The sequence below is a fragment of the Bacteroides oleiciplenus YIT 12058 genome (assembly GCF_000315485.1).
GTDB lineage: Bacteria > Bacteroidota > Bacteroidia > Bacteroidales > Bacteroidaceae > Bacteroides > Bacteroides oleiciplenus.
Window position 1 is genome coordinate 816,749 of record NZ_JH992940.1, and the last position, 14,712, is coordinate 831,460.

General features: G+C 41.1%; 11 protein-coding genes. All 11 read left to right on the forward strand.

What is annotated here, in order from left to right; all coding sequences use genetic code 11:
- Positions 1 to 906: 906 nt before the first annotated feature.
- The 11 genes from HMPREF9447_RS03530 to HMPREF9447_RS03580 all read left to right on the forward strand — a co-directional run bounded on the left by HMPREF9447_RS03530 (position 907) and on the right by HMPREF9447_RS03580 (position 14,712).
- Positions 907 to 2,205 (forward strand): hypothetical protein, encoded by a 1,299-nt coding sequence (locus tag HMPREF9447_RS03530; protein WP_009128143.1) that lies wholly within the window; start codon positions 907 to 909, stop codon positions 2,203 to 2,205.
- A gap of 115 nt (positions 2,206 to 2,320) precedes the next feature.
- Positions 2,321 to 3,388 (forward strand): metallophosphoesterase family protein, encoded by a 1,068-nt coding sequence (locus tag HMPREF9447_RS03535; RefSeq protein WP_044137402.1) that lies wholly within the window; start codon positions 2,321 to 2,323, stop codon positions 3,386 to 3,388.
- A gap of 2 nt (positions 3,389 to 3,390) precedes the next feature.
- A complete protein-coding gene (locus tag HMPREF9447_RS03540; RefSeq protein WP_009128146.1) occupies positions 3,391 to 5,721 on the forward strand; it encodes a hypothetical protein in 2,331 nt (776 codons plus the stop codon).
- Complete coding sequence (locus HMPREF9447_RS03545; RefSeq protein ID WP_009128148.1) at positions 5,690 to 6,187, forward strand: crossover junction endodeoxyribonuclease RuvC; 498 nt, start codon at positions 5,690 to 5,692, stop codon at positions 6,185 to 6,187. The genes HMPREF9447_RS03540 and HMPREF9447_RS03545 overlap by 32 nt, the downstream gene beginning before the upstream one ends.
- A gap of 85 nt (positions 6,188 to 6,272) precedes the next feature.
- Positions 6,273 to 6,887, forward strand: a complete 615-nt coding sequence (locus tag HMPREF9447_RS03550; RefSeq protein ID WP_009128150.1) for an RNA polymerase sigma factor — start codon at positions 6,273 to 6,275, stop codon at positions 6,885 to 6,887.
- Positions 6,871 to 7,479 (forward strand): hypothetical protein, encoded by a 609-nt coding sequence (locus HMPREF9447_RS03555; protein WP_044137404.1) that lies wholly within the window; start codon positions 6,871 to 6,873, stop codon positions 7,477 to 7,479. Before HMPREF9447_RS03550 ends, HMPREF9447_RS03555 begins: the two co-directional genes overlap by 17 nt.
- Positions 7,476 to 8,834 carry a DnaB-like helicase C-terminal domain-containing protein gene (locus tag HMPREF9447_RS03560; protein ID WP_009128153.1) on the forward strand — a complete coding sequence of 453 codons (1,359 nt, stop codon included), beginning with the start codon at positions 7,476 to 7,478 and terminating at the stop codon, positions 8,832 to 8,834. Before HMPREF9447_RS03555 ends, HMPREF9447_RS03560 begins: the two co-directional genes overlap by 4 nt.
- A gap of 6 nt (positions 8,835 to 8,840) precedes the next feature.
- The gene (locus tag HMPREF9447_RS03565; protein WP_009128154.1) at positions 8,841 to 9,884 is read left to right on the forward strand and encodes a toprim domain-containing protein; all 1,044 of its coding nucleotides are present in this window, start codon (positions 8,841 to 8,843) and stop codon (positions 9,882 to 9,884) included.
- Positions 9,884 to 11,611 (forward strand): PHP domain-containing protein, encoded by a 1,728-nt coding sequence (locus HMPREF9447_RS03570; RefSeq protein ID WP_009128155.1) that lies wholly within the window; start codon positions 9,884 to 9,886, stop codon positions 11,609 to 11,611. Before HMPREF9447_RS03565 ends, HMPREF9447_RS03570 begins: the two co-directional genes overlap by 1 nt.
- Positions 11,608 to 14,199, forward strand: a complete 2,592-nt coding sequence (locus HMPREF9447_RS28700) for a helix-hairpin-helix domain-containing protein (protein ID WP_009128156.1) — start codon at positions 11,608 to 11,610, stop codon at positions 14,197 to 14,199. Before HMPREF9447_RS03570 ends, HMPREF9447_RS28700 begins: the two co-directional genes overlap by 4 nt.
- On the forward strand, positions 14,200 to 14,712 hold the full coding sequence (locus tag HMPREF9447_RS03580) for a nucleoside/nucleotide kinase family protein (protein ID WP_009128157.1): 513 nt from the start codon (positions 14,200 to 14,202) through the stop codon (positions 14,710 to 14,712).

A 14,712-nucleotide genomic window follows, 5' to 3' on the forward strand; every position in this document is an offset into this window, starting at 1 on the left:
CGAATCTACACAAAAGACAAAAAAAAGACGGACGACCTAAAGGCACGTTAAAAAGGTTTCAGTTTGAAGAAACTCGGCTGGGATTCATGATTAAACACGAAGCACCAGTTGTTTTTAACGTCATCATAAACCTGACTCCCGGCGGTGTCTTTCCAGCACCCTCATGTGAATTAATCAAGCTCGTCTGCAAGGCGTCACGTGATCCATCCTTTAAAAAAGCTAAGTTTCGCCGTTATTTATCTGAGTATGAAACAACCGGCTTATATTGTAAGCGTGGGAAAAAGCTAACGCCAAGTAGAAAGTCATACTATGAAACTATACGCAAAAGAAAATTGGAACAATACATTCGGAAAAACAGGAAAAAAATTAAATATATGAAATGGATAAATAACCCAAACATAAGGCGTATTTACAATAAGCAACCCGAGTCTGTGCAAAGCTAGTTATGTATTGCTAAGAAAGCTGATATAAGATGCTTTTTCTTGTATTTGCTTTTCTTGCATTTATTTGATAGAAAAGTCTAGTGAAGTTTAAACTAACTAACGGCACTTTATTAAAGAAATAACTATCCACAAGCCATCGTTTAAGAATACTATTAAAAAACGTCTCAACACATCTTTGATTATCAGAACCTTAACACTTAAAAAAGAAAACAAATTCAGAGCTATTTGGCATATTCAAAAATAGCATTTATATTTGTCGCCATGCTCGAAAAATCCAGAGCATAATCCATTCAATTGAGATACCTGTCCGTCAGGTACATTTCGGTAGTTGTCTGCTTGTGAGGGCGTTTTCCTCATCAATCCTCAAACTTCCACCAGATAGTTAATTGAGTTCTGCGGTGAAACCGAACCCGCTGACATTTTGTGTAAGATTGTTTCGGCAATTTAACTATCGTAAAAATTTATGCAAGACGAAAATTTGCAAGAAAAAGACATACTTGCCGGTATGTCTGTTGAAGATCTGTTCCTTAAATCACAGGAATCCTACGAAACAGCCCAGGCCAGAGCTGCTGAAGAAAACAAAGGTTTTGCCAAGACTGAATTTTTCCGGATGGAAAAATTGGGAACTTACCGTTTGCGGGTGTTGCCTATTGCCCCTAATCCGGATGGCACTACAGACCGTAACGGATACGAATATCCCATTCATCAAATGCTACTGGAACTAGAAAAGCCCTCAAAAAGCAACAAAGCGCAATATGCCTACGTAACCGTGCCACGAACAACTGATGCCGGATATTCAGTAGATTTAATTGATACATACCGGAGAATGGCCGTTAGTGAAGCAAAAGACAACGGGGATGAGAAAATGGCTGAAAAGATAGCCGGTGGCAGCTTCGGTGGCGGCCTTAAATTCTCATATGGCCATGCCACTTATATCCTTGATCTCGACGAACGTGCCAAAGGCATACAGTTGCTCACACTCAGTCATTCACAGTTCAAGGACCTGGATGAAAGGAAATTCAAACTCTGGCAAAAAAAATTAGCCAAAAATTCGTCTTACCCTTGTCCAATATCTTCTATCGCCAATGCTTACCCGGTAGAAATAGAGAAAAAGAAGAATAACTCAAAGACAGAATATGCGATCAGCATTGACAATGAAGCAGACACGGATACACTGAGCAAAGAAGAACTGACTGCTTTATTAAACACTCCGCGTATTCCGGAGATTATTTTCCGATATTCACGTTACCAGTTCGGTGCTACAGTCGAATTTCTTAAGCAATGCGACAACAAGTACAACCTGAACATCATGGATAGTGAAGAGATGAAAGAAGCTATCGAAAAACTATCCTCAGAATTGAGTAAAGAAGATACTAGCGAGTTCACATTTGACAAACGCTCTAAGGATGCCAAGGAAAATGCAGAAAACAGTACAGTTTCTATTGACAGTCTGTTTGATAAATTCGAAGACCTGCAAGAACAAGGGCTTGGGGATAAAACAGAGGAAGGACAAGAATTACGGGGACTCATTCGGGCATTTATAGAGCAGGAGCACCTATCGGTTCGCATCACCCGTTCCACTTCCAACCAAGAACTATTGGATATGATTGAAGAAGCTATGCAAGGGGGTGATAAAACATCTAAAGATATCCAAACTAAAGTTGTACAAGAAACAGGCTCCGAAGAACAAGGCTCCGAAGAAACAGGCAATGAAGAGGAAGCCAAACCCAGAACAACCAGAGAAAGGCGCAGAAGGGAATAAATGTTCATTCTTTTTTAGTTTTAATTGAGTGATTCTGAAGGAATGTACCTTTTAAGGGTATGTTCCTTCCAGATGAATTATATGGAAAATTAATGTAATTCATTCCCTCTTGAACATGGAAGAAAACAATCAAACAAGTAATAATCCAACCCCTATAGCTCTTCTTATAACTGACTGCCATTGTGGTAAAGAAACGGTCGGCGATTTTTTAATCAATTGGGACGAAGCTATTGAACTTTGTCTTTCTCAGAATATCAAGACTATTTTATTCTTGGGTGATTTGGTACTCAGCAGATCAGCCCAAAGCCTGGATATCCTGCTGGCAATTCATGATGTGCTTGAAAAATGCCGGAAGTATGGAATTCAGGTAGTTATGATAAACGGTAACCATTGCAAGGTAAACCAGGAAGCATTACGCGGTTACTGCAATGTATTCGATTCATTTGAGAACGTTCGTGTAATCAGTGAATGGGGTGAGGTTCGCCTGTCCGAAAATCTTGGAATAGGCATGATTTCTTATTTCCCGGAGAACGGCTCCTTTATTAAAAAGCTGGAAGAGCTAGAAACCTATCTACTTGCACTCCCCTACTCCAAAAAGATTCTAATGATTCACGAAGGGATTCGCGGAGGACTATCACGAAGCACGGATGATGAGCTTCCTGCAAATATGTTTTCCAGTTGGGACAAGGTATTGGTTGGACATTATCACAACCGGAATAAAGTAGATAATAATATTTTCTATATCGGCTCTTCCCGCCAAGGAAATTTTGGAGAAGACGAAGAAAAAGGGTATACGCTACTCTATGCAGACGGATCGACCCGGTTTATAAAAAACCAGGTGAATATCCGTTATCAGGTCATTGATATACCTATTGAGAAAGCGGATATCCACCTTTCAGACCGATTGGAAGAAATCAGGGAAGACGGACGTTACCGAGTCAAAGTGCGTGTCCATTCCACGGCTGCCAAAGCATCAGGGTTGGATAAGGAAAAACTCATCAGCGCCGGAGCCAACAAGATAGAAATGGTTACCGAAGACTTGGATGTAATGAAAACAACAGAGACTAGTTTGTTTGAAAAGTTCGATAATCAAAAGATTAAAGACAACTATGGAATATTTTGTCAAGAAAAAGAAGTAGAAGATATGGAATTCGGATTAGCTTATTTATCTAAAATCAATTGATTATGTGGAAATTACTTTCAATTCATGCTAAAAACCTGTGTGCATTCAGAGAACTTCATTATAAACTGTTCCAAGGCGTGACGACATTGATTTTTGGCAACAATATGGATAACGACTCACAGAAATCAAACGGTTCAGGGAAATCCGCATTGGTTGAAGCTGTTGCGCTGGGAATTACAGGAGCACCTCTTCGCAGGATCAAGAATGAAGAGATTATCAATGATATGGCTGAACAGTGTATGGTTACTTTGCACCTACAAAATGATACTTCAAACGAAGAGCTTTATATAGAAAGACATCTTTCACGTAAGGGACCGGCAGTTGTGGAATGCAGCCTCTTCCGCGATGGAGTTTCCGTAAATACTGGTGAAGCTGTTCATCCTACAGTGGATGCCTATAATAAATACATATTAAATAAGCTTGGTATCACCAAAGATGAATTGTACAACAACTTCATACTTTCCCGTCACAAATACCAGGATTTCCTGTCTTCTTCCGACAAGGACAAAAAGGAAATCATTAACCGTTTTTCCAACGCAATCCTCGTAGACAAGGCCATAGAAAAACTGATAGAAGACAAACTGCCTGTAGAGAGCAAGCTCAGGGAAGCCGAACTGACATTGGCTGGTATTGACGGACGTATCGGTTTGTTGACGGAACAAATCAAAAAGGAAGAATCACTATTGGAAGAAAAACAACAGACGAAAGCAGAACACATACGTGGCATACATGATTCTATAAACGAGAAACGTACTGCCATTCGTCAGAAACGGGAAGAAATCGAACTGGTACGTCAGGCTGTATCGCTACTTGAGATTGCAGACAAGCAGGTTCAGGAACTTGAAAACTCCGAATTGCCAATGGAAGAATGCCTGATGAAACTAAAAAGTATGCTCACGCCCCATATTGAGCAATCACTTACTTCATGGGACGAAGTTATCTTACAGAAAAAGAATGAAATAAAGGTACAGGAAGAAAACCTGAACAAGTGGAACAAAGCAATAGAGAAAGCAGAAACAGAGATAATGCAACGACAAGCTGCATATACAAAACTGCAAAACGAGTTTAAAGGTTTCTGTGAAAAGTACCCGGAGAAAGTGCTACAATATGACCTGCAACTGAAAGAACTCAATACCCGGATTGAACAACTCACTGAAAATTCTGAACTATTAAAGAAAGAACGACGTACCATATTAACTGCCATTGAAAACATCAAAGCGAAACTGACAGGGATTATCACTTGCCCTGCCTGCCAGTATGAGTTTTTGCTTTCTGATGATGATTATGATATACCCGCTGCACGAAAGGAGCTTGAAGAAAATGAATTGCATAACAAAAGCATTATCAGGGAATTGGATACTTGCCATCAGGACATAGAAGATATGGAAAGAGCTGAAGGGAATCTGAAAGGTGAAAAACGCGCATTGATAGGCCAAAACACACAATGGAATGATCAGATGACAGATTTGGAAACATTGGTAAACCAGACCAAACAAAAGAGTGAAAATCTCCAAGCTAACCGGAAAAGGGTTTCAGATGCCATCGCATTCATTCAGGAAGACATCCGTACAATCCTACGCAGAGTATTTGACGAAGCATTTGAACGCATAGATGATTCTTACCATATCAAAGAAAAAAAGAAAAATAACTTGGAACAAGATATAGTAGCCGCCAATAATGCCATAAGCATGTTGGAAGGAATGTTGAGTGATATGGATAGAATGTCGGATAGCGATGTAATACTCTCTCTTAAGAAATCATTGAAAGAGTATCGCAAGCAATCTTCAGAAGCCTTAAACATAAAAAATGGATTTGAGAAACGACTGCAAAAATTTGAAGAACAGGCCCAACTATTTTTACAATTCAAAAGTTATCTGGCAAATACCAAAATTGAGGCATTAAGCAAGGTTACCAACGAATTTTTGGAAAACATCGACAGTGACATACGTGTAAAATTCAGTGGCTATACCGTTCTGAAGTCAGGAAAAGTCCGTGAAAAAATATCTGTCAGCTTGTTGCGCAATGGGATCGACTGCGGTTCTTTCGACAAATTCAGTGAAGGAGAGAAAGCCCGGGTCAACCTCGCCAATATACTGGCAATGAACAAGCTCGTTAACTCCAGTGCAGAAGACGGCAAAGGCATGGACCTTCTTATACTTGATGAAATACTGGCTGCTGTCGATGAAAACGGACTAGCCTGTATTTTCCTCGCACTAAACCGGGTAGCGATAACATCACTGGTCATCAGCCACGGAAATATTGCAGAGAATTACCCTCACACATTAATAATCAACAAACACAATGGACAATCATTCATACATGGAGACAACTAACAACAAACCAAGCAAAGAGCAAGTTCTGGCACTCGACATTGCGACACACACCGGATATTACAGTATCCACAGTAATGGGACATGGAATTTTACAGAATCTAAAAGGAGAAATGACAACAAACAACACAAAGATTTCAGAGACACATTGATAGCTTACATCCAACAATATAGTATAAAGCAGATCGTAGCGGAAGATGTCAATGTAAACAACCATTTTTGCGATATGCGAAAGCTATCCGAGTTCCGTGGAATTCTGTGTGAAGTCTGTGACGAACTTGATTTGCCGGAACCCATATTCGTGAATGTTGCTACGCTCAAAAAATGGGCAACAGGTAACGGACGTGCAGACAAGGCGCAAATGATGTGCGCATGCGCCAGCCGTTTCCATTTCGAGCCGTCAGATAACAATGTAGCTGATGCCTGTCTGATATATTACTATTATTTACGAAAATACCATATAGACTAATTATGAATAAGAATACAAGAGTCTTCCCTTCTTCCAATGAATTGACCATAACAGATTATTCAATAACTGTAAACTCCGGTCAATCATGGATAAATCCTCAGAAATCAGTAACTATTTGACCGACGAGGCATCCATAGAAAAACGGACAGCCTTATTCAATAAATATGTTTATCCCTACAGAAACCTGATTTATCATATATGCATTAAAAATACAGGAAATCAAGATAATATACGGGATAACTACAATGAAGTCCTGATCAACTTCTATAAATACGTCAGTTCCTACAACCCCCAGCTTTCTATCAAAACCTGGATATATGCAGTAGCCACCCGTTGTTTATTCTGCATAGAGAACAAACGTAACCGTTTCCAACGGACTGGCGATGTGGGAGCTATCGATCTGGACCAGATAGCTGACAGCGTACTGGATGAAGATGACCAGACAGCCAACCATATCAGTTTAGACAATTACCGGGAACTGTTTTCAGACGATGTGCTTTCGACATTGGAATCATTGAAACCAACATACCGTGAAGCATTGATACTACAACTGGCCGGATATAAACTGGAAGAAATAACTAAGATTCTTCACGAGAAGGGAAGCTTGAAAAGTGCTAATGTAGAGACAACTAAAAGTAGGATTTTCCTTGCGAAAAAACAGTTGAGGGAATTACTCACAAGAGATGGAAAACGGAAATAAAGCCTTTATTACTGCATTCTCTTTTTTGATACAGAACTCTATCATGCCAGCATTCGCATTTCCCAAAGGGGGTATTGCAACCCGGGCTGTTAGTTCTTGCATGGAAACATTGGGAGAAATGTATAGCGAAGGGATCAGCGAAGAAAGGATTGTTGATTATTGTACTTGCCAAGCCTATGCAATTAGCAGGTTTGACAATTCATATCTAAGAAACAGATGGAAAGTCCCCCACTCTTTTGGGAAAAAAGCTGTGGAACGTTTTCTGGCTAACAGAAGAAGTAACCGGTATTATGAGGATAAATGGCTTAATGCTACCGGAACGTCCCGGAAAGAACTGCTTGAACTTATAAAAGACAGAAAGCAACATCCGCTTTTCAGGTATGTGAATCCGGAGTATGAGGAAACGACCAAGAGGCGTGCTCTTTCCACTACAATAGGGTACTATATATGTGCTTCATCCACTTTACTATGGAACCCTTTCTCACCTTCCTGTCAGAGATGTACAAAAAAGGAGGTGTGCTTGGAGCGTACCCGGCTCAATTACCCGGAACTATATCGACTGAGAATAGAAGAATTTAACAAGAAAAAATGAAAACAGAAAGAATAAATCCTTTGAGTGTTGATTTTTTGTACGAACTCTTTGCAACCTCCATGCGTTACGAAGCAGTTTGTAATGTACTTGTCCAGCATGTAAAATCTGAATACATGCCGGACAAGAGCTTTCAGAAACTACTTCTAGGGATAGGTAACTACTACAGAAATTACCAGTCTCCACCTTCATACGCTGTTCTGTCACAACAGTTCAATGGAGATTATGACGCTATCGAACTTATCGATACATTTCGAGAATGTGATGGTGAGAAAAACCAGGAAGTGGTTCTGGATATGTTAGAATCTTACATAAAGGGAGTCAGATTACAGGCTGTTTATTCAGAAGTAGGCAAACTATACAATCAGAGCAAACAGGGAAAAGCAGAGGAAAAACTTAGAGAATATGCTGACTGGCTATCCGGATTTACACTAAAGTCTTCTGCATTTGTAGACGTAGGAAAAACATTCGGCGAACGGTTCCAAAAGAACAAGCAAAAAGATTTGGAAAGCCAACACTCTACACTGGTTCCGGTTACCCGTTTTTATGTTCACGAGTTGGACGCTCTGAATGGAGGGCGTAGTTTGCGTGGACAGCTGACTTGTTTTCTCGCATCGACAGGTGTGGGAAAATCCCATATAGCCAAGCACGTGGGTATCCGTGCATGCATTGATAGCGGACTTCACGTATTACATCTTCAGTTAGAAGGCTCTGAAGCGGAGGCTTTGGATGCCTATAGCGGAGGATTGATTTCCAAAAACAGCTTTTACTTTGAACGTGGACGGATTACAGATGAGGAAATGGCAGAGTTCCAACGCCAGATAGAAAACTATAAAGGAAGTATTACCGTACGAACTTTTCCCAGGTTTAACAGCCGCGTATCTACTTTAGACGTCAAGAATGCAATAGCCGAATATAGAAAGCTGAACAACCAACCACCCGATATCGTGATAGTGGACAGTATGGACCTGCTGACTGACGCAAGCCGTCGTCAATGGGACGCCGAACACGAACGGAGCAAAAGGATCGCAGTTGCGAATGACCTGAAAGATCTTGCAGCAGATGAAAATGTCTGGATGGTAGTCACTTACCAGGCTACTATAGAAAACCGTGAATGGCTCAATGATGAGAATAATGTATTAACTGAATATAATTGCTCGGAAGCCAAGGGACTATCAAGACCGTGTACCCACCTGATAAGTTTGAACCAGTCTGCAGCAGAAAGAAAGGAGGACACCATGAGGCTGCATATAGCCAAATCGCGATTCTTTAAAAAAGGTGAGACGCTAAAGATAGCAACTGATTATGATAACGAGATTTTTTATGACGCACGCAGGACAATGAATTTAAAGCGGTAATGGCAGATGGCGTTGTCAAAAGAAGAAAAGGACTTCCTAATCCGAGAGATCAGCCGGGAACTGGATGCCAAGCCGGACGGTGCCGGAAAAAATCTGATATCCAAATGTCCTTTTTGTGGTAAAGAGAAGAAATTCGGTGTGTACATCGGCAAGGAGACATCGCGTAAGAAGCCTTTTATGGCACATTGTTTCTCATGTATGCACTCTACATACACGCTGGAACAATTGCTGGAAAGTATAGAAAGACCCGACCTGGCTGTAACACCAACAGTCGATCTGGACGCCAAACTGGACGATACATTATTGTTCCCACTGGGTGAAGAGGAAGAAGCGATTGACGACACGCTCGGTATCATTGAACTTCCGGATTTCTACCAAAGATGCTTTACCGATAATTATCTCCGGTCCCGCGGTTTCACATACGATGATTTTGATTATTTCCCTGCGGGGACAACCCGCAGGCTTAACTACAAATTTGACTCGTATGTGATTTTCCCGGTCATAGATGACGGGGATGTCGTTGGCTATGTGTCGCGCCATATATGGACCAAAGACGAGATAGACAGACATAATGCCGGGATAAGACGTAAAGGCGGATACCGGATAACCAGATTCCGTAATTCTACTGAAAATGATTTTGTCAAACTGCTTTATAATTACGACTCAGTCATAGAGGAAGAAACGGACACGGTTATTGTGGTGGAAGGGGTATTTGATGTTGTAGCATTGACACGTAAATTGAATTTATACGATAACAACCAAATCACTGTAGTGGCAACTTTTGGCAAGAAAATATCCAGAGCCCAGATTTATAAGCTGCAAAGCAAAGGGGTACGGACAATTGTACTAGGGTACGACGGTGATGCGGTAGAGGCTATCAAAAAGGCGGCAGACGAAATGAACCCGTATTTTGACATCTTTATCGCTGATATCGAAGACGCTTCGAAAGACTGGGAAGAACTGGACTTTAAAGAGATTTATAACATTTTCTCTGAAAGACTGAAAACTCCCATTGAGTATAAACTAACTAAATTACAGGAATCAAAATAATGGAAGAACTCAAAAAATGGCTGGAAGCCAATAAGATTGCTTATAGACAAATAGACAATGAAGTAGTCGAAGTGACAGGCTTCGGTAAGATGTATCTGGCCGATTTAACGGAAGCACGTTGCGTCTTCAGGGGACAAGAGAATAACCTTCAGTTTAACCTGATGGAAAGTCCCGAGGTGCTCATGCAGGAACAGATTTATTATATAGCTTTCCAGTTCGGCAGAAATTGGTATTGGTATGACCTGAGAGAGAAGTTTAAATTCAATATCCTGAAATATATTGGCAAACGCACTCCATGCAAAGTAAGTGTTCCCTTTGTCAATCTGGGAGTTCATACCCCGTACGAGCTGTTAAATGGTAGTGGTGAATTGTCTGACTGGGTAAAGAAAGCAAAGTATCTGGGACAGAATGCAATTGGAATCTGTGACCGGAATACAATGGCGGCTACCCTGAATTTGCAGAAAGAGTGTACCAAAGCAGGATTGAAATATGTTTTTGGTTACTCGTTCACTCTGGAGCACGAGGGTAATAAGGTGGATATGAAGATTTACTGCCAGTCACAAAAGGGCCTCCGGAATTTGTTACGCATCCAAAAAGAGATTATGGTGGACTCCCCTACTAATACGTTAACTCTGTCCGGGTTGCTTACCCATGCAGAAGGAAATGTATTGGTCTTTGGCAAGCTGGCTTCCTACTGGATGAAGAAAAATTCCCAGATACTCTATGCCATGAATATTGCATTTGATAATAAAATATACTATCAGGTAGATTTAAGCGAGTATAAGGCCGAGCGCATTGATGTGGAAGTACTGCGAGCAACACTGACTTTCTTCAACCATTTCTACGAAGATAAGACACAGACTTTCAGCGTGGAACCAGTACTCATCTGTGATAATTATTACCTGGATAAGGACGATGCGAAAAACAAGATCATACTGAATAAGATAGCTTCCGGTGCAGCCCATGAGCAAAGTGAAGATCAGTTTTTTAAAGACGTGGATGAGCATTACAGTGTGTGCTGCCAGCTATTTGACTCTGGAAAATGGGATATCGATGTCCTCTTTGAAAGGATGTGCAGCCATACAGTAGAGATTGCCACCCATGCAAAGGCTTACTATGAAACAGGTAAAATGTACATGCCGGAGTATGTAATGTTGCCAGATGAAAAAAAGAAATATGGCAACCGGCATCGTATGTTTACTCGCCTGCTGGAAGAAGGATTGACAGCAAAAATCCCTTCATACGGTCACGCCAAATATAGGGAACGCCTGAAGGAAGAGGTCTATATCATAGAATCGACAAACAATGTGGACTATTTTTTAATACAATGGGATATGGTGAAAAAAGCACGTGAATTAGGAATTGTGACAGGTATTGGCCGTGGTTCGGCTGGTGGTTCTCTGGTTTCATACCTGCTAGGCATTATCTCCATAGACCCGGTTAAGTATGATTTAATTTTCTCACGTTTTCTAGTGCCCGAGCGATGCGGTTTGAACTGGACGGAAGCGGTCAGCATCATTGGCGAAGACATTGAATTGCTTCCCGGAGAAAGATATGTCGGGGTTCAGATTGAAGGAAAAGATTACCGGTTTTATAAGGATGCCGAGTTTCAGATTATACGTAGTGGAAGACAAATGAAGGTATATGCTGACCAGCTTCGTGAAGGCGATGACATTCTTTTTGATAATCGTGACTTGCTATGGACTTTAAATGAAATCAATAAATGAAGGTATCAGGGATAAACCTAAAGGAAAGTCAGGGCGCTTTACCGGTAATAGACTGCTTTGTCGGTAAGGGACTTGTGGAGGGAGGGCATTCCGCCCTCCCGGATATCGACGTCGATTATGCGTCGGATAGAAGGCAGGAAATCAAAGAATACCTGGAACAGAGGTACAATGTAAACGGCAAACAACGTGTCTTTTCTGCCGGCACCTTTTCGAGCATGAAACTCAAGGCAGTCATTAAAGATGTGGCACGTGTTTATCGTGTTCCCTTGAATATTGTCAACTACATAACTGCTATTTTTAATGACGAACAAAATTGGACGGACTTATTCTTATTGGCGGCGATGAACAAGAAAGTGAATAAGTTTGTCCATGATTACCCTGAAGTTATCGAGGATATCCGGACAATTATGGGACAACCACGCTCCACTTCTATTCATGCCTCTGCCATTGTTGTAACACCAGAAACCAAGGACGGAGAACCGGCTGAATGTTTTGATTTTTTGCCAATTCGCAAGATGGATGAGCTATTGGTATCGGAATTTGATGGATATGCGGTGGATGAAATCGGGCTATTGAAGGAGGATGTTCTTGCCACTAAAGAGCTATCCAAACTAAGCGCGGTTATTAATATAGTCAACAGGGTATATGGGAAAAACTACAGTATTGAATCCATTACTCAGAACGAAATAGAGGATACCAGAACATATAAGCTATTGGCAGAAGGACACACTCAAAATGTCTTTCAGTTTGCTTCCAAGGGGATTACCCGTTTCATTACGGATGTCAGACCCGACTGCATCGAAGACCTGATTGCAATTAATGCGCTATATCGTCCTGCAACGCTGGAAATCAAGGCTACGGATGACTATATCAAGTACAAACATGGCGAAGTGGCCCCCGTGTACAGTTTCGGAACCTATGAAGCTACCAAAAACACATATGGAATCATGTGCATCGCCGAAGATACAAGAATAGCTACCCGGAAGGGATGTAAACCGATTCAGAATATAATACCCGGAGATTTTGTCCTTACAGAAGACGGCACTTTCCAGCAAGTAACACGAACATACAAGAAGGGGATAAAGAAAACAGTTCTTATCAAAACCTCTATGGGAAGAAAGCTATATTGTACGGCTGATCATCGGGTATTGACCCAGTTAGGCTGGGTACAAGCTAGCAAACTTATCCCCGGAGAACATCGTATCAAGACATTTTATACTCAGGACGATAAAATAGATGAAGAATACAGACAGTATCCAATCTGGTGCCCAGTGTTATCTGTTACTCTGAGTTCTGAGAAAATGACTTATGACCTAAGCGTTTGGAAAAGACATAGTTTTTGTGCCAACAATATGATTGTTCACAATTGTTATCAGGAACAGTTTATGTCCATCGCACACAGTCTCGGAGGCTTTGATCTGGGAAAGACCGACTACTTGCGAAAGGCTATCGGAAAGAAGAAAGCAGACTTGATGGCTTCCTTAAAAACGGATTTTCTTGCCGGGGCTATCCAAAACGGCTGTCCGGATTATGAGGCAGAAGAAATTTGGCATAAAATTGAGGTTGCAGGAAAGTATTCATTTAACCGGTCGCATGCAGCCGCATACGCGCTTACGGCCTTTGCCGGTGCCTGGCTGAAAGCGAACTATCCCTCGGCATTCTATACAATTGCTCTCCAGTGGGCGGATGATAAAGAAGTGGTTCTGCTGATGTCGGAAATGGAACAATGCAGTCGGGCTAAAATTGTACCTCCGGATATCAACGTATCCATGAAGCAGTTCTTCACTGACTACCAGACAGATGAAATCTTTTGGTCACTGACTAAAATCAAGATGTTAGGTGATAAGGCTGCAGAATACATGCTGGAAGAAAGAGAAAAGAACGGACGTTTCACCTCTATAGAGAATTTTATCCACCGCATCTTCAAATATAAATTGAAAAAATACGAATATTGGGATGAACCGGATAATGAGCAAGAGGCCGTCCGCGTTCCAGTAAATGCCCGTCATGTCAAAAATTTAGTCCTGTCCGGTTGTTTTGACAAATTGGAAAATGTAAAGGCAATAACTGAACGGTACTCAATTCTGACACGAGCGGCCAAAGCACTCAGCTTCCAGCTTTCTGAAGAAGATTTCCCTGAATCATTGACAGACAAGCATTACTATTGGTCCATGCAGCAAATTGCCGTATCAGGTGTAGGCAGTATTGATTATCATCGTATCTATGATAATTCCGAAGCCAGAAACAAACTGAAAGGAAAAGTCTGTTATATGTCATTACGTGATGCTTCCATTCTTGAGAATGAAGGTAAAAGGATTGTTGTCTGTGTCACAGTCTCTGAAATGTCTGAGATGTCATACAAAGACAAAAACACCGGTGAGAAGAAAAAATTCTGCAAACTGAAACTCCAACAGAACAATGATATGATAGAGCTGGTTATGTGGAACGATTACTACACCGAACATAAGAAAGAAATAACCGATGTGACCAATAAAGTGATTATTATTAGTGCTGTCATTCGCTATAGTGATTATAATGGCGCCAACAATTTACAAACCTACAAAACATCCACTCTTATGAGTCTATAAATGAAACCTATCATTATTGCCATCGTTGGAGATTCCGGTTCAGGCAAGACCTATATGGCTGAATTTCTACGAAATCAATTGAATGTACCAACTATTGTATCATACACCACACGCCCCAAACGACCTGGAGAAACTGATGGTGTAGGGCATTATTTCATAAATGCTTCCCAGCTTCCGGATAAGCAAGACATGCTGGCATATACGAGCTTTGGAGGATATGAATATTTCGCTCTGCATGAGCAGGTTCCCTGTAAAGGTATTTGTTGTTACGTCATAGACGAGAGTGGACTAGAAATGCTGTATTATAATCATTGTGAACGTTATGATATTGTTTCTGTTCTGATTATCTGTCCGCAGGATGTCCTCATTTTGCGAGGTATCGATTCAAACCGGCTCAAGCGGGATAAAGGACGTAAACACTTAGGTGAGAAGTTCTTTGACTGCATTATTCGGAATGATGTTTCCAAAGAAGAGTTCGAGTACAAAATCTTGTGTGAATTTAATCGGCTTTAG

Coding starts and splice junctions, on each gene's coding strand:
- HMPREF9447_RS03530 (WP_009128143.1), top strand. CDS start 907: ATGCAAGACGAAAATTTGCAAGAAAAAGACATACTTGCCGGTATGTCT.
- HMPREF9447_RS03535 (WP_044137402.1), top strand. CDS start 2,321: ATGGAAGAAAACAATCAAACAAGTAATAATCCAACCCCTATAGCTCTT.
- HMPREF9447_RS03540 (WP_009128146.1), top strand. CDS start 3,391: ATGTGGAAATTACTTTCAATTCATGCTAAAAACCTGTGTGCATTCAGA.
- HMPREF9447_RS03545 (WP_009128148.1), top strand. CDS start 5,690: ATGGACAATCATTCATACATGGAGACAACTAACAACAAACCAAGCAAA.
- HMPREF9447_RS03550 (WP_009128150.1), top strand. CDS start 6,273: ATGGATAAATCCTCAGAAATCAGTAACTATTTGACCGACGAGGCATCC.
- HMPREF9447_RS03555 (WP_044137404.1), top strand. CDS start 6,871: ATGGAAAACGGAAATAAAGCCTTTATTACTGCATTCTCTTTTTTGATA.
- HMPREF9447_RS03560 (WP_009128153.1), top strand. CDS start 7,476: ATGAAAACAGAAAGAATAAATCCTTTGAGTGTTGATTTTTTGTACGAA.
- HMPREF9447_RS03565 (WP_009128154.1), top strand. CDS start 8,841: ATGGCGTTGTCAAAAGAAGAAAAGGACTTCCTAATCCGAGAGATCAGC.
- HMPREF9447_RS03570 (WP_009128155.1), top strand. CDS start 9,884: ATGGAAGAACTCAAAAAATGGCTGGAAGCCAATAAGATTGCTTATAGA.
- HMPREF9447_RS28700 (WP_009128156.1), top strand. CDS start 11,608: ATGAAGGTATCAGGGATAAACCTAAAGGAAAGTCAGGGCGCTTTACCG.
- HMPREF9447_RS03580 (WP_009128157.1), top strand. CDS start 14,200: ATGAAACCTATCATTATTGCCATCGTTGGAGATTCCGGTTCAGGCAAG.